Origin of the sequence: Streptomyces sp. NPDC014870 (genome assembly GCF_043081505.1) — a bacterium.
Lineage (GTDB): Bacteria > Actinomycetota > Actinomycetes > Streptomycetales > Streptomycetaceae > Streptomyces.
The window spans coordinates 126,124-150,205 of the sequence record NZ_JBIBWQ010000005.1; the positions used below are offsets into that span (position 1 = coordinate 126,124).

25 protein-coding genes are annotated in these 24,082 nt (G+C 72.1%); 2 read left to right on the plus strand and 23 right to left on the minus strand.

The annotated features are described in order from the left end of the window. Positions 1-112 precede the first annotated feature (112 nt). Positions 113-1,015 (minus strand): 30S ribosomal protein S2, encoded by a 903-nt coding sequence (gene rpsB, locus ACF09C_RS16165; RefSeq protein WP_392092103.1) that lies wholly within the window; start codon positions 1,013-1,015, stop codon positions 113-115. A 255-nt stretch (positions 1,016-1,270) separates the two neighbouring features. Here rpsB and ACF09C_RS16170 point away from each other — a divergent pair, with 255 nt between their 5' ends. Beyond that, complete coding sequence (locus ACF09C_RS16170; RefSeq protein WP_392092104.1) at positions 1,271-1,822, plus strand: M23 family metallopeptidase; 552 nt, start codon at positions 1,271-1,273, stop codon at positions 1,820-1,822. Here the strand turns inward: ACF09C_RS16170 and ACF09C_RS16175 are convergent. The 17 genes from ACF09C_RS16175 to ACF09C_RS16255 all read right to left on the minus strand — a co-directional run bounded on the left by ACF09C_RS16175 (position 1,812) and on the right by ACF09C_RS16255 (position 14,783). Beyond that, positions 1,812-2,369 carry a TetR/AcrR family transcriptional regulator gene (locus tag ACF09C_RS16175; protein WP_392092397.1) on the minus strand — a complete coding sequence of 186 codons (558 nt, stop codon included), beginning with the start codon at positions 2,367-2,369 and terminating at the stop codon, positions 1,812-1,814. The two genes, ACF09C_RS16170 and ACF09C_RS16175, sit on opposite strands and share 11 nt — an antisense overlap. A gap of 53 nt (positions 2,370-2,422) precedes the next feature. Then, positions 2,423-3,259, minus strand: a complete 837-nt coding sequence (gene whiG / locus ACF09C_RS16180; RefSeq protein WP_392092105.1) for an RNA polymerase sigma factor WhiG — start codon at positions 3,257-3,259, stop codon at positions 2,423-2,425. A 239-nt stretch (positions 3,260-3,498) separates the two neighbouring features. Then, positions 3,499-4,656 carry a DNA-processing protein DprA gene (gene dprA / locus ACF09C_RS16185; protein ID WP_392092106.1) on the minus strand — a complete coding sequence of 386 codons (1,158 nt, stop codon included), beginning with the start codon at positions 4,654-4,656 and terminating at the stop codon, positions 3,499-3,501. Next, a complete protein-coding gene (locus ACF09C_RS16190; RefSeq protein ID WP_392092107.1) occupies positions 4,653-6,266 on the minus strand; it encodes a YifB family Mg chelatase-like AAA ATPase in 1,614 nt (537 codons plus the stop codon). The genes dprA and ACF09C_RS16190 overlap by 4 nt, the downstream gene beginning before the upstream one ends. 1 nt (position 6,267) lies before the next feature. Further along, on the minus strand, positions 6,268-6,633 hold the full coding sequence (locus tag ACF09C_RS16195) for a YraN family protein (protein ID WP_392092108.1): 366 nt from the start codon (positions 6,631-6,633) through the stop codon (positions 6,268-6,270). A gap of 105 nt (positions 6,634-6,738) precedes the next feature. Continuing rightward, positions 6,739-7,047: a DUF2469 domain-containing protein gene (locus ACF09C_RS16200; RefSeq protein WP_005311352.1), complete on the minus strand. Its 309-nt coding sequence runs from the start codon at positions 7,045-7,047 to the stop codon at positions 6,739-6,741. A 55-nt stretch (positions 7,048-7,102) separates the two neighbouring features. After that, positions 7,103-7,570 (minus strand): NUDIX hydrolase, encoded by a 468-nt coding sequence (locus ACF09C_RS16205; protein WP_392092398.1) that lies wholly within the window; start codon positions 7,568-7,570, stop codon positions 7,103-7,105. 80 nt (positions 7,571-7,650) lie between these two features. Beyond that, positions 7,651-8,400 (minus strand): signal peptidase I, encoded by a 750-nt coding sequence (lepB, locus tag ACF09C_RS16210; protein WP_392092109.1) that lies wholly within the window; start codon positions 8,398-8,400, stop codon positions 7,651-7,653. A gap of 63 nt (positions 8,401-8,463) precedes the next feature. Next, positions 8,464-9,432 carry a signal peptidase I gene (gene lepB / locus ACF09C_RS16215; RefSeq protein ID WP_392092399.1) on the minus strand — a complete coding sequence of 323 codons (969 nt, stop codon included), beginning with the start codon at positions 9,430-9,432 and terminating at the stop codon, positions 8,464-8,466. Next, positions 9,347-10,408 (minus strand): signal peptidase I, encoded by a 1,062-nt coding sequence (gene lepB / locus ACF09C_RS16220; RefSeq protein WP_392092110.1) that lies wholly within the window; start codon positions 10,406-10,408, stop codon positions 9,347-9,349. The genes lepB (ACF09C_RS16215) and lepB (ACF09C_RS16220) overlap by 86 nt, the downstream gene beginning before the upstream one ends. Further along, positions 10,401-11,249, minus strand: coding sequence for a signal peptidase I (gene lepB, locus ACF09C_RS16225; RefSeq protein WP_392092111.1), 849 nt, complete (start codon positions 11,247-11,249; stop codon positions 10,401-10,403). The genes lepB (ACF09C_RS16220) and lepB (ACF09C_RS16225) overlap by 8 nt, the downstream gene beginning before the upstream one ends. 71 nt (positions 11,250-11,320) lie before the next feature. Further along, complete coding sequence (gene rplS / locus ACF09C_RS16230; protein ID WP_362415710.1) at positions 11,321-11,671, minus strand: 50S ribosomal protein L19; 351 nt, start codon at positions 11,669-11,671, stop codon at positions 11,321-11,323. A 129-nt stretch (positions 11,672-11,800) separates the two neighbouring features. Then, positions 11,801-12,622 carry a tRNA (guanosine(37)-N1)-methyltransferase TrmD gene (trmD, locus tag ACF09C_RS16235; protein ID WP_392092112.1) on the minus strand — a complete coding sequence of 274 codons (822 nt, stop codon included), beginning with the start codon at positions 12,620-12,622 and terminating at the stop codon, positions 11,801-11,803. Next, positions 12,622-13,239: a ribosome maturation factor RimM gene (rimM, locus tag ACF09C_RS16240; RefSeq protein WP_392092113.1), complete on the minus strand. Its 618-nt coding sequence runs from the start codon at positions 13,237-13,239 to the stop codon at positions 12,622-12,624. Before rimM ends, trmD begins: the two co-directional genes overlap by 1 nt. Positions 13,240-13,324: 85 nt before the next feature. Next, a complete protein-coding gene (locus ACF09C_RS16245) occupies positions 13,325-13,564 on the minus strand; it encodes an RNA-binding protein (RefSeq protein ID WP_005311361.1) in 240 nt (79 codons plus the stop codon). Between the two features lie 2 nt (positions 13,565-13,566). Then, a complete protein-coding gene (rpsP, locus tag ACF09C_RS16250; protein ID WP_362415716.1) occupies positions 13,567-14,010 on the minus strand; it encodes a 30S ribosomal protein S16 in 444 nt (147 codons plus the stop codon). A 179-nt stretch (positions 14,011-14,189) separates the two neighbouring features. After that, the gene (locus ACF09C_RS16255; protein ID WP_362415718.1) at positions 14,190-14,783 is read right to left on the minus strand and encodes a hypothetical protein; all 594 of its coding nucleotides are present in this window, start codon (positions 14,781-14,783) and stop codon (positions 14,190-14,192) included. 384 nt (positions 14,784-15,167) lie between these two features. Between ACF09C_RS16255 and ACF09C_RS16260 the strand changes: the two genes are divergently transcribed. Then, complete coding sequence (locus ACF09C_RS16260; RefSeq protein ID WP_392092114.1) at positions 15,168-15,917, plus strand: class I SAM-dependent methyltransferase; 750 nt, start codon at positions 15,168-15,170, stop codon at positions 15,915-15,917. A gap of 97 nt (positions 15,918-16,014) precedes the next feature. On the opposite strand, the gene ftsH is transcribed toward ACF09C_RS16260, so the two are convergent. From ftsH to ACF09C_RS16285, 5 genes are all read right to left on the minus strand, one after another. Continuing rightward, a complete protein-coding gene (ftsH, locus tag ACF09C_RS16265) occupies positions 16,015-17,940 on the minus strand; it encodes an ATP-dependent zinc metalloprotease FtsH (RefSeq protein WP_392092115.1) in 1,926 nt (641 codons plus the stop codon). Between the two features lie 171 nt (positions 17,941-18,111). Beyond that, complete coding sequence (gene ffh, locus ACF09C_RS16270) at positions 18,112-19,665, minus strand: signal recognition particle protein (RefSeq protein WP_362415724.1); 1,554 nt, start codon at positions 19,663-19,665, stop codon at positions 18,112-18,114. A 123-nt stretch (positions 19,666-19,788) separates the two neighbouring features. Next, positions 19,789-22,254: a [protein-PII] uridylyltransferase gene (locus tag ACF09C_RS16275; protein ID WP_392092116.1), complete on the minus strand. Its 2,466-nt coding sequence runs from the start codon at positions 22,252-22,254 to the stop codon at positions 19,789-19,791. Positions 22,255-22,280: 26 nt separating this feature from the next. Further along, a complete protein-coding gene (locus ACF09C_RS16280) occupies positions 22,281-22,619 on the minus strand; it encodes a P-II family nitrogen regulator (protein WP_101390346.1) in 339 nt (112 codons plus the stop codon). After that, positions 22,616-23,962 carry an ammonium transporter gene (locus ACF09C_RS16285; protein ID WP_392092117.1) on the minus strand — a complete coding sequence of 449 codons (1,347 nt, stop codon included), beginning with the start codon at positions 23,960-23,962 and terminating at the stop codon, positions 22,616-22,618. Before ACF09C_RS16285 ends, ACF09C_RS16280 begins: the two co-directional genes overlap by 4 nt. Positions 23,963-24,082: the final 120 nt, after the last annotated feature.

Below are 24,082 nucleotides of genomic sequence, written 5' to 3' on the forward strand. Positions count from 1 at the left end.
TTCTCTCTCGAAGTCTGAAAGATCTACGGGTGGACGGCGGGGGCTTTGTGGGCCCCCGCCGTCGACATCCGAAACAACCAACCGGACCTGACCTGTGCGGTCAGGACGTGGGTCAGGCCTGCTCGGCCTCGGCGGCCGGAGCCTCGGCGACCGGAGCCTCGGCGACCTCGGCGGCCTCCGCGTCGGCGACCTTCTCGGTCTCGGCAGAGGTCTGGACCTCGGCCTCGTCAGCCTTCTTCTCACCCTCGAGGAGGTCGCGCTCCCACTCGGCGAGGGGCTCGCCGGCGGCCTTCTCGCCCGGCTTCGAGTCGCCGGTCGCGGCGCCGGAGCGGGCGATGAGGCCCTCGGCTACGGCGTCGGCGATCACACGGGTCAGCAGCGTGACGGAGCGGATCGCGTCGTCGTTGCCGGGGATCTTGTAGTCGACCTCGTCGGGGTCGCAGTTGGTGTCGAGGATCGCGACGACCGGGATGTGGAGCTTGCGCGCCTCACCGACGGCGATGTGCTCCTTCTTGGTGTCGACGATCCAGACGGCGCTCGGCACCTTCTGCATCTCGCGGATACCACCGAGGGTCTTCTCCAGCTTGGCCTTCTCGCGGGAGAGGACCAGGAGCTCCTTCTTGGTGAGGCCGGAGGCGGCCACGTCCTCGAAGTCGATCTGCTCGAGCTCCTTGAGGCGCTGCAGACGCTTGTAGACGGTGGAGAAGTTGGTGAGCATGCCACCGAGCCAACGCTGGTTGACGTACGGCATGCCGACACGCGTCGCCTGCTCGGCGATGGCCTCCTGGGCCTGCTTCTTCGTACCGACGAACATGATGGAGCCGCCGTGCGCGACGGTCTCCTTGACGAACTCGTAGGCGCGGTCGATGTACGACAGCGACTGGAGCAGGTCGATGATGTAGATGCCGTTGCGCTCCGTGAAGATGAAGCGCTTCATCTTCGGGTTCCAACGACGGGTCTGGTGACCGAAGTGGACGCCGCTCTCCAGCAGCTCCCGCATCGTGACGACGGCCATGGCCGTATCTCCTTGTGTTTCTCGGTTATGTCCTGACGCCCCGACGCGCCGTGCCACGAGGGACCGAAAGGCGCTGCCACGGCCGGTGAGGGCTGTGTGGCGGGGCGTGCGAAGTCGACCCGGTGACCCGGATCGCCATAGGAAGTGTACGGGACCCCAGGGGTGCCGGGTGACGGCGCTGTCCACAACCAGCGGGTTGTCCACAGATACCGGCCATGATCGGCACGAATCGGGCGGGTGCGGGACGGTGACGCCATGCGACTGACGATTCTGCTTCTCGCCCTGGCCCTGATGTGGCCCGTGGGTGCGCCCATGGGGTCCCCGAGCGTGCCGCCCACGGCTCTGACCTGGCCCCTCGGCCCGCCGCGCCCGGAGATCGTGCGCGGCTGGGAGCCTCCGGCCGGTCCGTACGCGGCCGGTCACCGCGGTCTCGACCTGGCGGCCCCGGTGGGCGCCCCGGTGCGCGCGGCGGCGTCCGGCGTGGTCACCTTCGCGGGCCGGGTGGCCGGCCGGGGCGTCCTCACGCTCACCCTTCCGGACACCGGGGACCCGCCCCTGCGCATCACCTACGAACCGGTGGAACCGCTGGTCACCGCCGGGACGAGGGTCGACAGGGGCGACCCGGTCGCCACGCTGGCTCCCCCACCGGACGGTGCCCGCGGGGCGGCGGCGCACTGCCCGGACTCCTGCCTGCACTGGGGCCTGCTGCGGGGCGACACGTATCTGAACCCCTTGTCGCTCCTGCGCCAGGGCCCGTCGAGACTGCTGCCGGTGGCGCCGGAGGCTGGGGCGGGCGTCAGCCGCTGACGCCGCGGAGGGCCATGGAGACGGCGGCCTCGGCGACGGTGGCCGGGTCCTCGGCGGCGCCGAGCTCGATCCGGCGGACGGCGGCGTCCACGACGCCCTGGAGCAGCATGGCGCCGAGGCGGGGCTGGGGCTGGCCGAGGTCGACGAGGGCCTCGACGATCATGGTGACGAGGCCGCCGTGCGCGGCGCGGATCTTCTCGCGGGCACCGTCGTCGAGCTCGCTCGCGGAGATCGCGACGACCGCCCGGTGGCGCCGGTCCCCCACCAGCTCCAGCTGCGTGCGGACGTACGCCTCCACCTTGCCCTCGGCCGTGTCGGCCCGGGCCATCGCCGTCTCGACCTCGGCCGCCCAGACGGGGAAGTCGACGGCGCACAGCTCCTCGACCACGGCCGCCCGCGAGCGGAAGTACTCGTAGACCGAGGAACGGGCCAGGCCCGTGCGCTCGGCGAGGGCGGGGAAGGTCAGCGCCTCCGTACCGCCCTCGGACAGCAGGGAGCGCGCGGCGTCCAGCAGGGCGCCGCGCTGCATCGTCCGGTGCTCGGCCACGGAGGCCGCTCGAATCCTGGGCACGGCTCCACCATACGACCGGCCGCCCGCCGTCAGCGCCCTACATCGGCCAGCTTCGCGCGCAGCTGCAGGACGGACTTGGTGTGGATCTGGCTGACCCGGCTCTCGGTGACCCCCAGGACATGGCCGATCTCGGCCAGGGTGAGGCCCTCGTAGTAGTAGAGCGTGACGACGGTCTTCTCCCGCTCGGGGAGGGTGTTGATGGCGCGCGCGAGCAGCCTGCGCAGCTCGCGGTCCTCGGCGACCTCGACCGGATTGTCGGCGGCGGTGTCCTCCAGGGTGTCCATCAGCGACAGCCGGTCGCCGCCCTCGCCGCCGACGTGCAGCAGCTCCTCGAGGGCGACGACGTTCGCCAGGGACAACTGGCTGAAAACAGCGTGCAGTTCCTCCAGCGCGATGCCCATCTCCGCCGCGACCTCGCTCTCGCTCGGGGTGCGGCGGAGCTTGGCCTCCAGAGTGGCGTACGCGCGCTCGACGTTGCGGGCCTTCTGGCGCACGGAGCGGGGGATCCAGTCGAGGGCACGGAGTTCGTCGATCATCGCGCCCCTGATCCGGGTGATCGCGTACGTCTCGAACTTGATCGACCGCTCGACGTCGAACTTCTCGATGGCGTCGATCAGGCCGAAGACCCCGGAGGAGACGAAGTCGGCCTGTTCCACATTGGACGGCAGGCCGACGCTGACGCGGCCCGCGACGTACTTCACGAGCGGGGAGTAGTGCAGGATCAGCTGCTCGCGCAGGCGCTCGTCGCCCGTGTCCTTGTAGGACCGCCACAGCTCGTCGAGCGAGGTCGGTGCGGGTGGTCGCACGGCGCCCCGGGCTGCTGGGGGCACCGCAGCGCGGTCAGACCCGGAGGTGTGCTGGGGCATGCGTTGCCTTGAGCCGTTCTGCTGGCGGGTTGGTCGGGACGGATGTCCTTCGGGGAACCCTGGCGAGCGTAGCGTGACTGGACGGTCGCGGTCTGCGAACCTCTGCGGATCGCACCACTCCGAGTGGACGGCCTCGGCCACATCTTCGAACCCGGGCCGTGGCGCGTGCCGGCCCCTCGGGTGCGGCCGAGACAGCTGGGGTGTTCATCACCCTCACCATTTCACCCGAATGCTCCAGGTCAAGTACCGCCTCGCCGCGTATTCGCCCCTTCCGTGGGGGTCTTCGTCAACCGCCAGTCGTCGCCTTGCCGTTCGACGAACCCCAGGGAGTGCAGTTCGTACAGTCTGACGAGGGTGTCGTCGGTTGTGGTGCCCGACCGGTCGGCGATCTCGGTCACGGGCGTGGGGCGGCCCGCGGGCATTGCTTCGAGGACGCGGGCGGTGTCGGGGGCGAGCAGGTCTCTCGCCAGGACCGGGCCGCGCCGCTCGGGGGCGAGCCGGCCCATGTCCCCGACGAGTTCGATCACTTCGGCGGCCTCGGTGACGAGGGTCGCCTCGCCGCGCAGGAGTTCGTGGACGCCCGCGGAGAGCCCGCTGGTGACGGGTCCTGGCACGCCCATGGTGTGGCGGCCGAGGCGGGCGGCGGCGCGGGCGGTGACGAGGGAGCCGCTGCGGTACTCGGCCTCGACGACGACCGTGCCTCGGGTGAGCGCGGCGATGACCCGGTTCCGGAGGATGAACCTGCTCGGCGTGGGGTGGCTGCCGGGCGGCAACTCCCCGATGACGAGCCCCTGTTCCGCGACGCGCCCGATGAGCTCGGCGTGGCCGCGCGGGTACGGCATGTCGACGCCGCAGGCGAGGACCGCGACGGTGGCGCCGCGGGCGGCGAGGGCTCCTCGGTGGGCGGCGCCGTCGATCCCGAACGCGGCTCCGGAGACGACGACCCAGCCCTCCTCGGCAAGCCCCGAGGCCAGCGCGGTGGCCATGTGCGCGCCGTACGGGGTGCAGGCGCGGGCGCCGACGACCGCGACCGAGCGCAGCGCCCAGGTCCGCAGGTCGGCGGGGCCGCGCGCCCAGAGGCCCACCGGGCGGGTGTCGCCGAGGTCGTCGAGCTGCCGGGGCCACTCGGCGTCGCCGGGGACGACGAACCGGCCGCCGTCCCGGCCGATGGCATCGAGGTCCCGCCGCGGCTCGGCGGTCTCGGCCCGCCGACGCCACCCGGCGACCCGTTTCGGACCGGTGCCGTCGAACGCGCCGGGGTCGCCCGCGGGGTCTCCCAGGCGCCGGAGGAAGCCCTCGGCTCCGTACCGCCGCAGCACGCGGCCCGCGTGGACGTCACCGGGTTCGACGACCCGGGTGAGCGCGGCGCGCGCGAGCCGTTCCTCGTACGTGATCATGCGCGCTCCCCCGCTCCCACCGGCACGCCCCGGGCGATGCCGGTCCGCAGTTCGAGGGCGAGGTCGACGTCCTGGGCGTCGGGGCGGTCGTGGCCGGCGAGGTCGGCGACGGTCCAGGCGACGCGAAGGACCCGGTCGAGACCGCGCGCGGTCAGCATGCCGCGCTCGATGTCCCGCTCCGCCGCGGCGAGGGCTCCGGGGGCGACGACGAAGCGGGTCCGCAGCTCATGGCCGGGGACCTCGCTGTTGACGGTCCAGGGGGTGCCGGTCAGGCGGGCGGCCGCGCGGGCCCGGGCCTGGCGGACACGGTCGGCGACGGCGGCCGTGGACTCCCCGCGCCTGCCCTGGCCGAGCAGGTCGGAGCGGGTGACGGGCTCGGCCTCGACGCGCAGGTCGACGCGGTCGAGGAGCGGCCCGGAGAGCCGCGCCTGGTAACGGCGGATGAGCGAGGCGGGGCACTCGCATCCCGCGCCGTGCAGCGTGTGCCGCCCGCACGGGCAGGGGTTGGCGGCGAGGGCCAGCAGGAACCGCGCGGGGAGCCGGACGACCCCGGCGGCGCGGGCGATGACCACGTGCCCGGATTCCAGCGGCTGGCGCAGGGCGTCGAGCGCCTTGCCCGAGAACTCGGGCGCCTCGTCGAGGAAGAGAATGCCGCGGTGCGCCAGGGAGACCGCACCGGGGCGCGGGAGTCCGTTGCCGCCTCCGACGAGGGACTGCATGGTCGCGGAGTGGTGGGGCGCGCAGTAGGGGGCGCGGCGCACGAGGGGTTCGCCGGGCGGGAGGATGCCGGCCACCGAGTGGATGGCGGTGACTTCGAGGGACTCCTGCCGGGTGAGCGGGGGCAGGATGCCCGGAAGGCGTTCGGCGAGCATGGTCTTGCCCGCTCCGGGTGGCCCGGAGAGCAGGAGGTGGTGGCTGCCGGCGGCGGCGACCTCCAGGGCGCGGCGGGCTCCGTGCTGGCCGGCGACGTCGGCGAGGTCCGGCCCGTCGAGGGGGTCGGCGGTGAGGCCGGTGCCGACGCCCGCGCCGGGGACGAGGAGCCCGGCGAGCATGGCGTCCGGGCGGCCCTCCTCGGCGGGCTCCTCCGCGGGGACCGGTTCGTCGGAGAGCACGGCGATGAGCTGGCGCAGGCTGCGGACGCCGAGGACGGAGACGCCGGGCACGAGCGCGGCCTCACCGGCCGTCTGCTCGGGGACGACGACCTGGCGGTAGCCGGCCTCGGCGGCGGCGAGGACGGCGGGCAGGACGCCCCGCACGGGCCGGACGCGCCCGTCGAGCCCGAGTTCGCCGATCAGGACGAGGTCGGCGATGCCCCGGGGGTCGATCCGCTCGGCGGCCCCGAGGACCGCGGCGGCGACGGCCAGGTCGAATCCGGAGCCGCCTTTGGGGACCGAGGCCGGACTGAGCCCGACGGTGAGCTTCTTCTGGGGCCACTCGGCGTCCGAGTTGACGATGGCGGCGCGGACCCGGTCGCGGCTCTCGCTGAGGCTCTTGTCCGGGAGCCCGACGAGGGTGAAGGCGGCGACGCCGGCCTCCAGGTCGGCCTGGACCTCGACGACGACGCCCTCCACGCCGACGAGGGCGACGGAGCAGGTGCGGGCGAACCCCATCTCAGGCCACCCCCTGCACGTGGGTGACGACGGGGGCGCCCCGGCGGGGCAGGACGACGCCGACGAGGTCGATCCGGACACCGCCGTCGGGCGGTGGTCCGCCGTGGCGGTCGAGCCAGCAGGCCGCGAGTCGTTTGAGCCGGTCGGCCTTGGCCGGGGTGACGGCGGCCATGGGGTGCTCGAAGGCACCGGCGCGCCGGGTCTTCACCTCGCAGACCACGACGGCGTCCCCGTCCCGGGCGACGATGTCGATCTCTCCGGTCCGCCCGCAGCGCCAGTTCCGTGCGAGGACGACCATCCCGGCCGCCGTGAGCCTGCGGACCGCCAGCTGTTCTCCGTACTGTCCGAGAGCGCTCGTTGCGTTCATTCGGCACCACCTCCGGCACCGACTGTGACGCGTCGCGACGTTCCGTGTGCGGGCCGGTGGACAAGCTCCGACCTGTGGAGAACCTCGTCACCCGTGGGGGTGGTTTCAGCTGCCGGGGAGCTCCAGGTCGCTCTTGTTGAGCTCCTCGATGTTCACGTCCTTGAACGTGAGCACCCGGACCTGCTTGACGAACCTGGCCGGCCGATACATGTCCCAGACCCAGGCGTCGGCCATGGACACCTCGAAGAACACCTCGCCCTGGACCGAGTGCACCTGCATCTCGTAGTCGTTGGTGAGGTAGAACCGACGCTCGGTCTCGATCACGTATTTGAACAGCCCGACGACATCGCGGTACTCCCGGTAGAGCTTCAGCTCCATCTCGGTCTCGTACTTCTCGAGGTCCTCGGCGCTCATGGCATGTTCCCCTTCAGCCGTGCGTCCACCTATTGTGCGCCAGTCGCTCGCACCGTTAAGCGATTTCCGTGGCGAGCACCAGCGGCGCACTCGGCGGTCCCTCGTCGAGCAGCCTGTGCAGCAGCTCGGCGAGTCTGGTCGGGTACACCGTCTCACGCGCCGCCGACAGTTCGGCGGAGGTCCACCACCTCAGCCCCGCGACACTGCGTTCCTCCAGCTCCGTGAGGCCCCCGGGGGCGGTCACGGTCTGGCTGGTTCGTGCCAGGTAGTACCACTCGTCCTGGTCCCAGCGCCGCCCGTCGAACGGGAACGAGCAGATCCGCTGCCACAGAACAGGTCCGAGTTCGACGTCCGTGATCCCGGTCTCCTCGGCCAGCTCGCGCAGAGCCGCCTGCTCCCGGGTCTCGTCGCCCTCCAGGCCACCACCGGGCGTGAACCACCAGGTCTGGCCCGGGTCGTCGGGCTCGTAGCCGTGCATGAGGAGGATGCGGTCGTCCGGGTCGAGCAGGACGACCCGGGCCACCCGCCGAAGCGCGGTCCCGCCGTCCCCGGCCTCGGCCCCGGCCCCGGTCGCGTCCGCGTTCGCGGAGCCCGTCGTACCCGTCACGCGTCCACCGTCTCTCTGCCGTTCGCCCGGGCGCCCCGGCGGCGGCCCGCGAGCCGCGCGAGCGGCCCGTACGCCGCCCCGCCCAGGATCAGTACACACCCGCCGACGATGGCGTAGAAGAGCGGCTCCACGGGCCCGGGTACGGAGATGCCGCCCGGCAGCGCCGCGAAGGCGGCGGGACGCTCCACGATCTGCGCGTCGGGCCAGGCGACCGCGTCGACCCGGGCGGTGACCGCGGAGCGCGGCACCGAGCCCTGACCGGCCTCTTCCAGGTGCGTACGGGAGTCCAGCGAGTTGTGCCGCTCGTCGCCGAGGAGGAAGAGCTTCCCCTCGGGGACGGTCGCCGAGAACTCCTGCCCGGAGGCGGGGGCACCGGGCCGTGTGTAGGGCTCCACGACGGCCTTGCCGTCGATCGTCAGGCGGCCGTCCTTGTCGCAGCAGGCGACCGTGTCGCCGCCGACGCCGACGACCCGCTTCACCATGGTCGAGCCGCCCCAGAGCGGGTCCTCGAAGATCACGATGTCGCCGCGCCGCACCTCGTCCCCGTCGATCCGCTCGGCGAGGACTTTGGAGCCGACGGCCAGGGCCGGGGTCATCGAGTCGGTGGGCACGCTGTACGGCTGGTACAGCACCGCCCCCCAGGCGAAGCCGCCGAGGAAGAGCACACAGCCGACGGCCACGGCCAGCCCCGACAGCACACTGCCGAGGCGGCCGCGGCCGCCTTCCGTACGTATGGTCCCGCTCATCCCAGCGCTCCCCACCTCGAAGGTCGGTACGACGATCTGGGACGGCACCCTACCCGCGCGCCACTACTCGGCGGTATGCCGAGCGGCGACCCTCTTCCTGCGCCAGAGGACCAGCGGCACCGCGCCGACCAGGCCGATGCCGGCGAGACCGGCCGCGCCCGGGGCGACGGCGAGGGCCTTGTTCAGCCCCGGCTGCTCGAAGGTCTCCGGGACGGGCAGCGTCGCCCAGCGGGTGACCGGCCAGGCCACGAAGACCGCGCGGCCGACGACCTGGTCGTTCGGGACGGTGCCGCCGCCCGCCAGGTTCATGTGGTAGCGGGAGTCCAGCGAGTTCTGCCGGTTGTCGCCCATGACCCAGATGCTGCCCTTGGGGACGGTGAGCGGCCCGAACGGCTTGTCACCGCAGGGCGAGGAGCCGGGGTAGATGTACGAGGTCTCGTCCAGCGCCTTGCCGTTGAGGATGACCTTGCCGCCCTCCTTGCAGGAGACCGTGTCGCCACCCACCGCGATGACCCGCTTGATCAGGTCCTTCTCCTCGGCCGACGGCATCAGGCCGATGAAGGAGAGGAACTCCTGGAGCACGTTCGGGTCCGGGGTGGGCTCGCCCTCCAGCCAGCCGCCCGGGTCGTGGAAGACGACGACCTCGCCGCGCTCCGGCTCCGAGCCGAACCACGGGGTGAGCTTGTCGACGAGGACGCGGTCGCCGCGCTGCAGCGTGTTCATCATCGAGTCGGAGGGGATCGAGAACGCCTGCACCAGGAACGTCTTGATCACCAGGGCGAGCACCAGGGCGATGCCGATCAGCAGCGGCAGTTCCTTCCAGAAGGAACGCGGCCTCCTCGCGGCGCCGTCGCCCTCGGCGCCCTCGCCGCCCTGCCCGCCGTCACCGGTGCCGTCCGGGTCGTCGGAGCGGTCCGCGGGGTCGGCGTCCCGCCCGCCGGCGGAGTCATCCCTCATGGCCACCGACGACTCGGCGAGCTGCTCGGGCCGCTCCTCGGGCTCGTCGTGTCCGGATCGTGCGCCGACGGCCACATCCCCCACATCCACTCCTCAGTCCGTGCACATGCCCGCCCCAGAACAGGGACAGGCCCATCACTCCCATAACGAGCGGGAGTTCCGCAGGAGTCGGGAGCCAGGGCAATCCGTTCAGATTCCGCGAGGACACACTATGCGACACGCCGCTCGCGGACACAGCGCCCGAACGACCGTCCGGTACGGCGGCGAAGGTGTCCGGTTCCTCGAGGCGGCGCCAGTGGCCCACCGGCCAGATGATGCCGACCGCCCGGCCGACGACGTCGTCCACGGAGATCGTCCCCTGATCCTTCTCGTCCAGGTGGTAGCGCGAGTCTGCGGAGTCCGAGCGGTGGTCGCCCAGCACGAAGATCCGGCCTTCGGGCACCTTCACCTTGAACTTGATCTTCGAGGGCTCGTTCCCGGGGTGCAGATACGGTTCCTCCAACGGTACGCCGTTGACCGTGATCTTCCCGTCCGTGCCGCAGCAGGCGACGGTGTCGCCGCCGACCGCCACCACCCGCTTGATCAGGTCCTGGTCGTCGGCCGACGGCAGCAGGCCGATGAAGGTCAGGGCCTGCTTGACCTGCTTGACGCCGATGGGGTCCTCGGCCGCCGGCGGGGCGTCCTGGAGCCAGTTTCCGGGGTCCTTGAAGACGACGACGTCGCCCCGCGCGGGGGTGGCGCCGAACCAGGGCGTCAGCTTGTCGACCGCGACCCGGTCGTCGATCCGGATCGTCTGCTCCATCGAGCCGGAGGGGATGACGAAGGCCTGGACGAGGAAGGTCTTCAGGACGAGCGCGATCAGCACGGCGACGGTGATCAGGAGCGGGATCTCCTTGATCGCCGAGCGCTGCCGCCGCCGCTTGACCTTGCGGGCGAGCCTGCGCCGGTCCGCCCGGCCCGGCAGCTGACGCGTGCCGTCGGCGGTCCGTGTGCCGGTGGGCAACCGGTGGTCGGCGGCCCGGTGTCCGCCGGGCCTGCCCCGGTTACCCATGGCCGCCCGCCGAGGGGGCCGGTACGGCGTCGAAGGCGTCGGTCTCCCGCACGGCCGACCAGCGCCCGAAGGGCCAGCCGATCCAGTCCGCGCGCCCGATCACCCGCTCGACGGGCACCATGCCGCCGCCCGGCTGTCCGAGGTGGTCGCGGGAGTCGCTCGACTGACTGCGGTGGTCGCCCATCACCCACAGAGTGCCCTGCGGCACCACGATGTCGAAAGGAACCTTGGAGGGCGCGTCACCCAACTGGACGTACCACTCCTCGACCGGGACTCCGTTGACGGTCAGCCGGCCGTTCCTGTCGCAGCAGACGACCCGGTCGCCGCCGACGCCCACGACCCGCTTCACGAAGTCCGTCTCGGCGGGCTCGGCGAGCCCGAGGGCCGCCGCGGCGCCGTGCAGGAGCCCGGTGACCGGGTTCTCCTCGGGGGGCTCCTGGACGAAGGACCCGGTGCCGTCGAAGACCACGACGTCGCCTCTGCGGGGCTCGTCGCCGAACCGGTACGCGAGCTTGTTCACCAGGATCCGGTCCCCGATCCGGAGCGTCGGCTCCATGGAACCGCTGGGGATCAGGAAGGGCTGCAGCACGAAGTGGCTCAGGAGCAGCACGAAGACCACGCAGACGGCGCCGATGACCCCGGTGCGCCGCCAGGACCAGCCGAAGCCGTCGTCGGCGGGTCCCGCGGGCTCGTCCGGATCCGCGGGCTCGTCCGGGTCGGCGGGCCCGTCGGCCGGCTCGGCCGGGGGCCGACCGTCCGGGCCGGATATACGCACGGAGCGCGACCGCTCCTCCGTGGCGGAGGAGCGGTCGCGCTCCGTGTGCTGTGCTTCGGTGTCCATCGGGGGCAGAGCCTATCCGGCCGCCCTGTGAGTCAGTGCTCCGAAGCCCCGCGCGATCGGTGAGCCGGAGCTCACTTGTCGCGCTTCTCCTTGATCTTGGCAGCCTTGCCGCGCAGCTCACGCAGGTAGTAGAGCTTGGCGCGACGGACGTCACCGCGGCTGACGAGCTCGATCTTCTCGAAGATCGGGCTGTTCACCGGGAAGGTGCGCTCGACGCCGACGGAGAACGAGACCTTGCGGACCGTGAAGGTCTCGCTGACGCCCGAACCCTGGCGGCGGATGACGACACCCTTGAACTGCTGGATACGGGAGCGGTTGCCCTCGATGACGCGCACGTGGACGTTCACGGTGTCGCCGGGACGGAAGGCGGGGAGGTCGGAGCGGAGCGAAGCCGCGTTGACCGAGTCGAGCAGGGAGGCCATGGTGGTCTCTTTCCTCGCTGATGCCACAGGTCATCAGCGGAACATCGAAAAAGGTGATGGAGCGTCGTGGGCACCGGGCGGGCGTCGTCCCCCTGTGGCAGGGGCGCTCGTCGGGCACACAACAGCGGCCTATTCTTCCACGGCCTCCGGCCTGCGCCAAAATCGGCCGCCGGGCTCGGGGGCCCAGCCGAGCAGGGAGAGGATCTCGCGGTCCTTCTTGTCGAAGGCGGCCGGGTCGCAGCGCTCGATCAGGTCCGGCCGGTTCTGCGCGGTGCGCCGGAAGGCCTCGTCGCGGCGCCAGCGCGCGATCTTCCCGTGGTGCCCGCTGACGAGGACGTCGGGGATGGCGCGGCCGCGCCACTCGGGGGGCTTGGTGTAGACGGGGCCCTCGAGCAGGTTGGCCATGGCGCCGGGGGCGAAGGAGTCGTCGCGGTGGGACTCGGCGTTGCCGAGGACGCCGGGCAGCAGCCGGGCCACGGCCTCGGTGACCACGAGGACGGCGGCCTCCCCGCCGGCCAGGACGTAGTCGCCGATGGAGACCTCGTAGACCGGCACGCGGGTCGCGTACTCGTCCATGACGCGGCGGTCGATGCCCTCGTAGCGGGCGGGCGTGAAGATCAGCCAGGGGCGCTCGGAGAGTTCGACGGCGAGCTCCTGGGTGAACGGGCGTCCGCTGGGGGTGGGCACGACGAGGACCGGGCCGTGGGCGCCCGCCTCGAAGCCGTCGGCGAGGGTCTGGTCGAGGGCCTCGCCCCAGGGCTCGGTCTTCATGACCATGCCGGGGCCGCCGCCGTACGGGGTGTCGTCGACCGTGTTGTGCCGGTCGTACGTCCAGCCGCGCAGGTCGTGGACGTGCACGTCGAGCTGTCCACGCGCGCGTGCCTTGCCGACCAGGGAGACGTTCAGCGGCTCCAGGTACTCGGGGAAGATCGTGACGACGTCGAGCCGCATCAGGACGCGCCCTCGCGGGACTCGCCGGACACGTCGGAATCGTCGGACGCGTCCGAGTCGTCGGACGCGTCGGACCCTTCCTCGTCCCGGGCGGAGGCGATCTCGGCCCGGTCGTCGATGAGCCCGGGCGGCGGGTCGATGACCGCGCGCTGCTCCTCCAGGTCGATCTCGGTGACGATGTCCTCGACGAACGGGATCATCAGCTCGGTGCCGTCGGGCCGCTCGACGATGAAGAGGTCCTGGGACGGCAGGTGCGAGATCTCGGTGATCCGGCCGATCTCGGTGCCGTCGGCGAGCACGACGTCCAGGTCCATGAGCTGGTGGTCGTAGTACTCGTCCTCCTCCGCCGGCAGCTCGTCGGGGTCGACGTCGGCGATGAGCAGGGTGTTGCGGAGGGCCTCGGCCGCGGTGCGGTCGCGCACGCCCTCGAAGCGGAGCAGGAGGCGGCCGCTGTGCACGCGCCCGGCCTCGATGGTCAGGGGGCCCGTGCCGGCCGGATCGGTGAGCAGGACCGCTCCGGGACTGAGCCTCAGCTCGGGTTCGTCCGTCCGTACCTCGACGGTGACCTCGCCCTTGATGCCGTGGGCGCGGCCGACCCGCGCGACTACCAGCTGCACGTCTTCATTCTCTCCTGATCCGACGACGACGGGCCGGGGCGGACCCGAAGGCCCTCCCCGGCCCGTGCCGGTGTGTCCAACTTGCTCAGCGGACCTGGTCCACGTCGACGAGGTCGACCCGGATGCCACGGCCGCCGATGGCGCCCACGACGGTACGCAGCGCACGCGCGGTGCGGCCGTTGCGGCCGATCACCTTGCCGAGGTCGTCGGGGTGGACCCGGACCTCAAGCACGCGACCGCGACGCAGGTTGCGCGAGGCGACCTGCACGTCGTCGGGGTTGTCGACGATGCCCTTCACGAGGTGCTCGAGAGCCTCCTCGAGCATGCTCAGGCCTCGGTCGACTCGGTGGACGCGGCCGCCTCGGCCTCGTCCGCCTTCTTGTCGGCCTTCTTCGCCTTCGGGGTGATGGCCTCACCCTTGGCGTCGTCGCCCTCGAGGGCCTTGGCGAACGCGTCGAAGGAGGCGCGCTTGTCCTCCTTGGTCGCCGGCTGCAGCAGCGGCGCCGGGGCCGGCAGGCCCTTGTGCTTCTGCCAGTCGCCGGTGAGCTTCAGGATGGCGAGGACCGGCTCGGTCGGCTGGGCGCCGACGGACAGCCAGTACTGCGCGCGGTCCGAGTCGACCTCGATCTTCGACGGGTTGTACGTCGGGTGGTACAGACCGATCTCCTCGATCGCACGACCGTCCCGGCGGGTGCGGGAGTCGGCGACGACGATGCGGTAGTGCGGCTGGCGAATCTTGCCGAGGCGCTTGAGCTTGATCTTGACTGCCACTGGAGTGGTGTCTCCTGGTCTTGACGTGGTTGGGCACATGAGATGCCACGTGGGGTTGCGGTACTCGGGTGCCCGATGGACGCGTCAGCCGGAGGAGAGAGGGGTCCTATGCGACTGTCGAGTACAGCTAGCCATTGTGCCACACGACCGCGGCACCCCCGACCCGGGCCGGGTGGGGGTCAGCCCGCCACGCCCGCCGTTTCCGGGATGCGGAAGGGCTTGCCGCAGCCGCCGCAGACGATGGGCGCCTGGGCGAGCACCGAGGGGACCACGCGCACGTTCCGGCCGCAGTCGCAGACGGCCTTCACGCGCACGCCGCCGCCGGAGGAGCCGTGGCGGGCGGCGGGGCCGCGGAAGGAGCGCTTGGTGTCCGCGGCCGTCGCGACGGTGTGGGCCTTCAGGGCGCGCTGCAGCCGCTCCATCGTGGGCCGGTACCGCCGCTTCGCCTCGGGGTTGAGCGTGACCAGGGAGAAGCCGCTGCTGGCGTGCGGCTCCTCGGGGTGGTCCAGGCCCATCTCCTCGGCGATCGCCAGGAATCTGCGGTTGTGATAGCGGCCGGCGCGTGAGGTGTCGCGGACTCCTCGGGCGGCGGCGATGCCGTGGACTGCCTCGTGGAGCAGTCGCTCGAAGGAGAGCTCGGCGCCGCAGGCGGACGAGGACTCTCCGATCAGGGACTCGGGCGCGGCAAGATCCGGCAGTTCGGGGTGGTGCCGCTGAATGTCGGCCCACGCCTGCGCCAGCTCTGCGGCGAGAACAGGGGGTGTCGTGCTCACGTCGCGTACAACGAGCCGACGCGCCGCCGGGTTCCATTCCGGGGCATCCCAAATAATTTGCACGTACCCGTCAGTTGCCCTTGATGCGTCCGGACGAGGGTCAGTGCGCAGATCTGTGGAGAAGTCGCGACAGCCCGCGCCAAGCTGGTGCGTAGCGGCGCATACGCCCCGGCGCGCGGAGAGACCTCGTACGCGCCCCTGGGTTCGACGCACGGACAGTACCGGGTCGCGGGTCAAGACGGCGCACCGGCCCCACCCGGACGGGGGAAGTGGTCCGGCGCGAGCACTGGACGCGGGCACGGATCGGCAGTTCCCTGACATACGGGGGGATGCGGGCGCACGTACACGGGGGCTGTCGACCAGGCACTGATTGGGGCGCTTTCCATGACACCTACGCTCGTCCCGTACCACCCCGCACGCGACTGGGCCGAGATCCAGGAGCGCATGCTCGTACCGCTCTACGAGGCGGTGTACGACCGTCTCGACGTGGGCCCCGGCACCCGGGTCCTGGGGCTCGGCTGCGGCTCGGGGCTCGCGCTGCTGATGGCGGCCTCGCGGGGCGCGCGGGTGACCGGCGTGGACCGGGACCACGCGCGCGTGGAGCTGGCCCGGGAGCGGATTCCGCAGGGGGCTGGGCACGCGCTGGTGGAGGGCGGCCCCGAGGCCGCGGGCGATCCCTCGCGCACTCCGTACGACCTCGTCACGGCGTTCCACACCCCGACCGGTCTGGGGCGGGCGCTCGCGGCCGTCACTCCGTTGGCCCAACCGGGCGCGGCGGTCGTGCTGGCGGGCTGGGGGCCGCCGGAGCGGTGCGCGACCTCGTCCGTCCTGCGGGTCGCCGCGCGTCTCGCGGGGAGCCGGCCCGGTTTCGGGGAGGACCTGGAGGACGTGGTGGCGCGGGCCGGCCTGAAGCCGGACGGCTCGGGGCGGGTGTCGTGCCCGTTCGGGTACGCGGACCAGGACAGCGCGGTGCGGGGGCTGATGTCGACGGGCGACTTCGACGCGGCGGTCCGGGCGACGGACCCGTCCCAGGTCGAGAAGGAGATCGCGGAGGCCCTGCACCCGTACGTGCGCCACGACGGCACCGTGTGGATGCCGAACGTCTTCCGGTACCAGATCGCCCGGGTGCCGTAGCGGCGTGGCCGTGACGTCCGGTGACGGACGATGCGGCGACGGGGCGCGCGGCCCGTGGGGGGCTCCCGGTCTACCGTCGCCGGGCGAGTGGGGCGGCTCAGCCCTCCTTCGTGAGGCGGGTGATGCCCGCCGCGCGGTACGCGGCGTCCTCCTCCAGGGTCTCCTCGGCCAGCAGGGCGGTCGCGAGGGCGTCGAGCCTCTCGCGGTTCTCGCGGAGCTGGCGGACCGCGCTCTCGTAGCACTCGTCGACGATGCGGCGCATCTCCTCCGCGACCGTGTCGAGGGTCGCGGGGGCCGCGGAGAGGCCGTAGGCCTGCTGGGCGTCGCCGGGGATGGCGGTGAGGCGGCCGACGCGTTCGCTCATGCCCCAGCGGCCGGCCATGCCGCGGGCGATGTTGGTGACCTGCTCCAGGTCGCTCTCGGAGCCGGTGGTGACGACCCCGTAGACGACCTGTTCGGCGGCCATCCCGCCGAGCGCGCCGATGATCCGGCCGCGCAGGTACTCCTCGGTGTACGCGTACTTGTCGGCGTCGGGCGTCGAGAGGGTGACGCCGAGGGCCCGGCCGCGCGGGACGATGGTGATCTTGCGGACCGGGTCGGCGCCTGGCTGGAGCATGCCGAGCAGGGCGTGGCCGCTCTCGTGATAGGCGGTGCGGCGCCGCTCCTCCTCCGGCATCACCAGCGGCCGTTCCGCGCCCAGCTGGACCTTCTCCAGGGCGTCGGAGAGGTCGGAGCGGGTCACCTCCTTCTGCCGCCGCTTGACGGCGAGGAGGGCGGCCTCGTTGGCGAGGTTGGCCAGTTCGGCGCCGGTCATCCCCGGGGTGGTCCGGGCGACCTGGACCAGGTCGACGTCCTGGGCGAGCGGGATGTCCCGGGTGTGGATGCGGAGGATCGCCTCGCGGCCCCCGCGGTCGGGCGGGTTGACGTGCACGATCCGGTCGAAGCGGCCGGGCCTGGTCAGCGCCGGGTCGAGGACGTCGGCGCGGTTGGTGGCGGCGAGGACGATGACGCCTTCGGATCCGGTGAAGCCGTCCATCTCGGTCAGGATCTGGTTGAGCGTCTGCTCGCGCTCGTCGTGGCCGCCCATGCCCGAGCCGCCGCCGCGCGCCCGGCCGATGGTGTCGATCTCGTCGATGAAGATGATCGCCGGGGCCACCTTGCGGGCCTCGGCGAAGAGTTCCCGGACCCGTGAGGCGCCGACGCCGACGATCATCTCGATGAACTCCGAGGCCGAGGCGGAGAAGAACGGCACCCCCGCCTCACCGGCGACCGCCCGCGCGAGCAGGGTCTTGCCGGTGCCGGGCGGGCCGGCGAGGAGCACGCCGCGCGGCATCCTGGCGCCCATGTCGCGGTAGGCGGAGGGGTTCTTCAGGAAGTCGACGACGTCGTTGAGTTCGCCCTCGACCTCGTCGATGCCTGCCACGTCCTCGAAGGTGGTGCGCTGCTCCCCCGCCACCAGCTCCACCGGCTTGGGCGGGGCCTTGCGGCCGAGCATGCCGCCCCCGCCGCCCATTCCTGCGCTCATCCGGCGGGCGATGAAGATCCACAGCACGACGAGGAGCAGCATCGGGGCGAGCGAGATGAGCAGGTTGGCGAGGAAGCTGCGCTCCTGGACGACCGGTTCCGCGGTGACCGTGACGCCCTTCGCGGTCAGCTCGGCCCAGAGGTTGTCGTCGGCGAAGGCGGGCCGCTGGGTGACGAACTTGCTGTAGTCGCCCTTGTCGCCGTTGGGCAGTGGCTGTTTGTTCTTCAGCTCGCCCTGGATGGCGTCGCCCTTGGAGTAGATCTTGGTGACGTTGCCGGCGTTCACCTGCTTGCTGAACTCGGTGTACGAGATCGTCGGCTCGTCGCCCCGGTTGAAGAAGGACAGCACGAGGTTGGCCAGCAGGTAGACGACGAGGGCGGTGAGGATGAGCCCGCCCCAGCCGCCGGGCATCTTCTTCTTGGCGGGCGGAGGCGGCGGGGCACCCTCCGAGCGCCAGGGCTGGTCGGTCCGGTCGCGCGGGGGTACGGAGTTGGGCACGCTGCTCTCCTCATACCGACAAACCGACATACCGACGTCAGGCCCGGTGGCCCGGCCCTCAGTATCGAGAGGGCCACCGATACCGGCATTTCGGGCGACGCGGAGGAGTGAGAAGGGGCCCGGGGCGGTTTCGCACCGCCCCGGGCCCCTTCACGTACCACTCGAAGGGCGTCAGCCCATGAACTTCTTGAACTCGTCCGGCAGCTCGAAGTCGCCCGGGCCCTGCCCGGCGGCCGGGAGGCCGAACGCGCCGCCCTGCTGCGCCTGCTCGCGGCGGGCCTGGGCGGCCTCCTCCTCGGCCTTGCGCTTCATCGGGTTGCCGCTCTTGCGCTTGCCCTTGGCCTGCTTGACCTGCTTCTTCTGCCGGCCGGGCCCGCCGCCCATGCCGGGGATCCCGGGCATGCCCGGCATGCCGCCGCCCTGGGCCATGCGGGACATCATCTTGCGGGCCTCGAAGAACCGCTCGACGAGCCCCTTGACGGCGCTGACCTCACTGCCCGAACCCTTGGCGATACGGGCACGGCGCGAGCCGTTGATGATCGTCGGGTCCTGGCGCTCGGCCGGGGTCATCGACTTGATGATCGCGGCCGTGCGGTCGACGTCCCGCTCGTCGATGTTGTTGATCTGCTCCTTCATCTGCGCCATGCCGGGGAGCATCCCGAGCAGCTTGGAGATGGAGCCCATCTTGCGGACCTGTTCCATCTGGGCGAGGAAGTCGTCGAGCGTGAACTCCTGGCCCTTCTTGGACGCCAGCTTGGAGGCCATCTTGGCGGCCTCTTCCTGGCTGAAGGTCTGCTCCGCCTTCTCGATGAGCGAGAGCATGTCGCCCATGCCGAGGATGCGGGACGCCATGCGGTCCGGGTGGAACGCGTCGAAGTCGTCCAGCTTCTCGCCGTTGGAGGCGAACATGATCTGGCGGCCGGTGACGTGCGCGATGGAGAGCGCGGCACCGCCTCGGGCGTCGCCGTCGAGCTTGGAGAGCACGACGCCGTCGAAGCCGACGCCGTCCCGGAAGGCCTCGGCGGTGTTGACCGCGTCCTGACCGATCATGGCGTCGACGACGAAAAGGACCTCGTCGGGGCTGACGGCGTCGCGGATGTCCGCGGCCTGCTGCATCAGCTCCTGGTCGATGCCGAGGCGGCCGGCGGTGTCGACGATCACGACGTCGTACATCTTGGTCCGCGCGTACTCGATCGAGTCCTTCGCGACCTGGACCGGGTCACCGACGCCGTTGCCCGGCTGGGGGCCGTAGAAGGCCACGCCCGCGCGCTCGGCGACGACGCCGAGCTGGGTGACGGCGTTGGGGCGCTGGAGGTCGCAGGCGACGAGCAGCGGGGAGTGGCCCTGGCCCTTGAGCCAGAGGCCGAGCTTTCCGGCGAGGGTGGTCTTACCGGCGCCCTGGAGACCGGCCAGCATGATCACGGTCGGGGCGGTCTTGGCGAAGCGGAGCCGCCGGGTCTCGCCGCCGAGGATGCCGATGAGCTCCTCGTTGACGATCTTGATGACCTGCTGGGCCGGGTTCAGCGCCTGGGAGACCTCGGCGCCGGTCGCCCGCTCCTTGACCTGCTTGATGAACGCCCGGACGACGGGCAGGGCGACATCGGCCTCGAGCAGGGCGATACGGATCTCGCGCGCGGTGGCGTCGATGTCCGCCTCGGACAGGCGGCCCTTGCCCCGGAGGTTCTTGAATGTCGCTGCGAGGCGGTCGGAGAGGGTATCGAACACGGCGGTCGCGGATCCTCGGTGTCGGGGGCGGGCGGACGGATTGCCCTCAAGGGTATCTGCCCGGTCGAAGTACGTGCCCCCGCCCGTCGAAACGGGCGGGAACCCGGTCCTCCGCGAGGGGCCTCACCGCAACGCGCCCTCCAGCGCCTTCGCCAGGTCCGCGGCCTCCTCGTCGGAGAGCAGGGAGCCGTCCGGACGGGTCACGTACAGCGTGTCCACGGCGTTCGCACCGAGCGTCGAGACGTGCGCGCTCCTGACCCGTACGTCGGCGCCCTCCAGGGCCCGGCCGATCCGGTGCAGCAGGCCGGGGGCGTCCTGGGCGCGGACCTCGATGACGGTGGCGAGCCGGGAGCCGGCCGGGGCGACGGTGACCCGGGGCGGCGGGGCCGTGACGCCGCGCCGCCTGGGGTGGGCGGCGTCGCGCTCGGCGAGGCGGGCCGGGACGTCCAGGCTGCCGTCGAGGGCCCGGACGAGGTCGGCGCGGAGCCGGGTGGCCTGCGGCAGGGAGCCGTAGGCGGCGGCCACGCGCCAGTTCAGGACCAGGACGGCGGCGGGGCCCGCCCCGAGCCCGCTGGGCAGCTCGACGGCCCGCAGGTCGGCGGCGCGGACGGTCAGCCGGTGCAGGGCGAGCACGCCGGCCGCGGCGGGCAGCACGCCGGGCTGGTCGGGCAGGGCGATGAGGAGCTCGACGCCGACCGGTTCCGGCGTGCCGTCCTCGGGGGCGGTCTCCGGCTGCGTGCGCAGGGCGAGGACCGGCTCGCCGGTGCGCAGCGCCTCGACCGCGAGGCGTTCCTGTTCCGCGCTGGGCGCGGCGGGCTCCGGTTCGGGCGCGGGTTCCCCGGCGAGGACGGCGCCGACGCGCTTGACGAGGTCGGCGACGAGCGAGGCGCGCCAGGTGGACCAGGCGGCGGGCCCGGTGGCGAGCGCGTCGGCCTCGGTGAGGGCGTGGAGCAGTTCGAGGGCGCCCTGCGTTCCGACGGCGGAGGCCACGGACCGCAACGTCGCGGGGTCGTCCAGGTCGCGCCGGGTGGCGGTCTCGACCAGCAGCAGATGGTGGCGTACGACGGTGGCGAGGACGGCCGCGTCCGCGCGGTCGAAGCCGATCCGGGCGGCGACGTCACGGGCGATGGTCTCCCCGGCCACCGAGTGGTCTCCGGGCCAGCCCTTGCCGATGTCGTGCAGCAGGGCGGCGACGAGCAGCAGGTCGGGCCGGCCGACCCGGCGGGTGAGCGAGGAGGCCCGGACGGCGGTCTCCACGAGGTGCCGGTCGACGGTCCAGGTGTGGACGGGGTTGCGCTGCGGGCGGCAGCGGACCCGCTCCCAGTCGGGCAGGAGCCGGGAGACGAGACCCTCGGCCTCCAGGGCCTCCCAGACGGGCACGGTGGACTCGCCCGCGCCGAGCAGGGTGACCAGTTCCTCGCGCGCCTCGGCGGGCCAGGGCACGGGCAGCGGGGCGGCGTCGGCGGCAAGCCGGCGTACGGCGTGCAGGGAGAGCGGGAGGCCGGACTGGGCGGCCGCGGCGGCGGCGCGCAGCGGGAGCACCGGGTCGCGGTCGGGTTTGGCGCTGAGGGCGAGGACGACCTCGCCGTCCATCTCCACGACGCCCTCGGCGAGCGGGGTGCGCTCGATGGGCGGCTTGGCGCCGCCCGTACGGCCGGAGCGGCCGCCGAGGAGGCTGCGGAGCCGGGGGCGGGAGGAGCGGGCCTTGAGGACCCGGTTGACCTCGCGCCAGGTGACGTCGCCCGCGTACGAGATGACCCGGGCCGCTTCGTAGACCTCGCGGAGCAGGGTGTCGGCGTCCAGGAGGCCCAGCTCCTCGGCGACGGCGTCCTGTTCCTGGAGGGCGAGCCGGTCGGTGGCCCGTCCGGTCGCGAGGTGCAGCGCGTCGCGGGTGTCGAGGAGGCGGCGGCGGGCGGCGTCCAGGCCCTCACGGGGCGCGTCGGCGAGCCAGGAGGCGGCCACGGCGCGCAGCACCTGGGCGTCGCGGAGCCCTCCCCTGGCCTCCTTCAGATCGGGTTCCAGGAGGAACTGGAGCTCGCCCATCCGCTCGGCCCGTTCGCGGCACAGGGCGTCGAGTTCGGGGAGCCGCCTGGGGGCCTGGTTCCGCCAGTCCGCGAGGACGGCGGTGCGCAGGGCGGAGACGAGTCCGAGGTCGCCCGCGACCGGCCGGGCGTCGAGCAGGCCGAGGTGGACCTTGAGGTCGTCCGCGGCCGTCTTCAGGGCCTCGGCGGGGGTGCGCACGGAGTGGTCGAGGGCGAGGCCCAGGTCCCAGACCGGGTACCAGATGCGGTCGGCGAGCGTGGCCACGGCGCCCGCGTCGGCGCTGCCGTCGTGCAGCAGGACCAGATCGAGGTCGCTGCGCGGGGAGAGCTCGCCGCGCCCGTAGCCGCCGACGGCGACGAGCGCCACCCCTCGTGGCGGCTTGGCGGCGGTGAAGAGGCCGGTCAGCCAGTCGTCGGTGAGCCGGGCCAGGGCGGCACGGCGCGGCGGCCCGGACCGGTCCTTCTCGGTGAGAAGGACCAGCCGGGCCGCCGCGTAACCGCTGGGTCCCGAGTCTTCCGCTCGCGTACTCGTGTCGACGGTCGTCACCCAGCAGCTCCTTAAGTGCCCCGTGCCTACAGTGCGTCCGGACCGCGTTCGCCGGTGCGGACCCGTACGGCCGTCTCGACCGGCACGCTCCACACCTTGCCGTCCCCGATCTTGCCGGTTCGGGCGGCCTTGACCACGACATCGATGAGCTGTTCGGCGTCGTCGTCCTCCACCAGGACCTCGATACGGATCTTGGGGACGAGGTCGACGGTGTACTCGGCACCGCGGTAGACCTCGGTGTGGCCGCGCTGGCGGCCGTATCCGCTGGCCTCGGTGACCGTGAGCCCCTGGACGCCGAAGGCCTGGAGGGCCTCCTTGATCTCGTCCAGCCGGTGCGGCTTCACGACTGCGGTGATGAGCTTCATGCGTCCACCTTCTTGTTCTCCGTGACGGCGGGGGCGGGGGCGGCGGTCGAGCGCGAGGACGCGCCGCCGCCGGCTCCGCTGAAGTCGTACGCGGTCTCGGCGTGCTCGACCTGGTCGATGCCGGAGATCTCGTCGTCCTCGCTGACCCGCATGCCCATCGTCTTGTCGATGAGGAGCGCGAGGATCGCGGAGGCGATCAGAGAGTAGGCGAGGACCGCGAAGACACCCACGGCCTGCTTGCCGAGCTGCTCCAGGCCGCCGCCGTAGAAGAGGCCCTTGGCGTCGGACTGGACGCCGCCGGTGGCGAAGAAGCCGACGAGCAGGGAGCCGACGACACCGCCGACGAGGTGGACGCCGATGACGTCGAGGGAGTCGTCGTAGCCGAACTTGTACTTCAGGCCGACGGCCATGGCGCAGAGCAGACCGGCGATGGCGCCGATGGCGATCGCGCCGAGCGGCGAGCAGGAGCCGCCGGACGGGGTGATGGCCACGAGGCCCGCGACGGCGCCGGAGGCGGCGCCCAGGGTGGTGAAGGAGCCGTGGCGGAGCTTCTCGTAGCCGAGCCAGGCGAGCATGGCGGCGGCGGTGGCGACCTGGGTGTTGACGAACATGACCGCGCCGACGCCGTCGTCGTTGCCGAGCCACGAGCCGGCGTTGAAGCCGAACCAGCCGAACCAGAGCAGACCGGCGCCGAGCATCACCAGCGGGAGGCTGTGCGGGCGCATCGGGTCCTTCTTGAAGCCGACCCGCTTGCCGATGACGAGGATGACACCGAGGGCCGCGGCACCGGCGTTGATGTGGACGGCCGTACCGCCGGCGAAGTCGATGACGCCCATCTCGAAGAGCCAGCCGCCGGCGCCCCAGACCCAGTGCGCGACCGGGAAGTAGACGACGGTGACCCACAGGGCGATGAACAGGGCCCAGGCGGTGAACTTGACGCGGTCGGCGAGCGCGCCGCTGATCAGGGCGGGCGTGAGGATCGCGAACATCAGCTGGAAGACGGCGAAGACGTACACCGGGATGGTGTAGCCGTCCCACAGCTCGGTGACGCCGATGCCGCTGAGGCCGACGTACTCGGAGGACCAGCCGATGATCGATCCGGAGTCGGCGCCGAAGGCGATGGAGAAGCCGTAGAGCACCCAGAGGATCGTGACGATCCCGAGGCTGATGAAGCTCATCATCAGCATGTTCAGGGTGGACTTGACGCGGACCATGCCTCCGTAGAAGAAGGCGAGTGCCGGGGTCATCAGCATGACCAGGGCGGAGCAGATGAGCATGAACCCGGTGTTGGCGGCAGACAGCTCGGGGGCGTCTGCTGCCAGGGTCGTGATGGCTGGTGCCATCGGCGTCTCCTCGTCGTCGGTACGGCCTGTGCGGGGCGGGGCCGGAGAGCGGCTTTGGCCATGAGGGGTGGCCGGTTATGCGCCAGAGATTCGCGCAGGGCCGTTTCCGCCGATGCCGCA

Coding starts and splice junctions, on each gene's coding strand:
- rpsB (WP_392092103.1), bottom strand. CDS start 1,015: ATGGCCGTCGTCACGATGCGGGAGCTGCTGGAGAGCGGCGTCCACTTC.
- ACF09C_RS16170 (WP_392092104.1), top strand. CDS start 1,271: ATGCGACTGACGATTCTGCTTCTCGCCCTGGCCCTGATGTGGCCCGTG.
- whiG (WP_392092105.1), bottom strand. CDS start 3,259: ATGCCCCAGCACACCTCCGGGTCTGACCGCGCTGCGGTGCCCCCAGCA.
- dprA (WP_392092106.1), bottom strand. CDS start 4,656: ATGATCACGTACGAGGAACGGCTCGCGCGCGCCGCGCTCACCCGGGTC.
- ACF09C_RS16190 (WP_392092107.1), bottom strand. CDS start 6,266: ATGGGGTTCGCCCGCACCTGCTCCGTCGCCCTCGTCGGCGTGGAGGGC.
- ACF09C_RS16195 (WP_392092108.1), bottom strand. CDS start 6,633: ATGAACGCAACGAGCGCTCTCGGACAGTACGGAGAACAGCTGGCGGTC.
- ACF09C_RS16200 (WP_005311352.1), bottom strand. CDS start 7,047: ATGAGCGCCGAGGACCTCGAGAAGTACGAGACCGAGATGGAGCTGAAG.
- lepB (WP_392092109.1), bottom strand. CDS start 8,400: ATGAGCGGGACCATACGTACGGAAGGCGGCCGCGGCCGCCTCGGCAGT.
- lepB (WP_392092110.1), bottom strand. CDS start 10,408: ATGGGTAACCGGGGCAGGCCCGGCGGACACCGGGCCGCCGACCACCGG.
- lepB (WP_392092111.1), bottom strand. CDS start 11,249: ATGGACACCGAAGCACAGCACACGGAGCGCGACCGCTCCTCCGCCACG.
- rplS (WP_362415710.1), bottom strand. CDS start 11,671: ATGGCCTCCCTGCTCGACTCGGTCAACGCGGCTTCGCTCCGCTCCGAC.
- trmD (WP_392092112.1), bottom strand. CDS start 12,622: ATGCGGCTCGACGTCGTCACGATCTTCCCCGAGTACCTGGAGCCGCTG.
- ACF09C_RS16245 (WP_005311361.1), bottom strand. CDS start 13,564: ATGCTCGAGGAGGCTCTCGAGCACCTCGTGAAGGGCATCGTCGACAAC.
- ACF09C_RS16260 (WP_392092114.1), top strand. CDS start 15,168: ATGACACCTACGCTCGTCCCGTACCACCCCGCACGCGACTGGGCCGAG.
- ACF09C_RS16280 (WP_101390346.1), bottom strand. CDS start 22,619: ATGAAGCTCATCACCGCAGTCGTGAAGCCGCACCGGCTGGACGAGATC.
- ACF09C_RS16285 (WP_392092117.1), bottom strand. CDS start 23,962: ATGGCACCAGCCATCACGACCCTGGCAGCAGACGCCCCCGAGCTGTCT.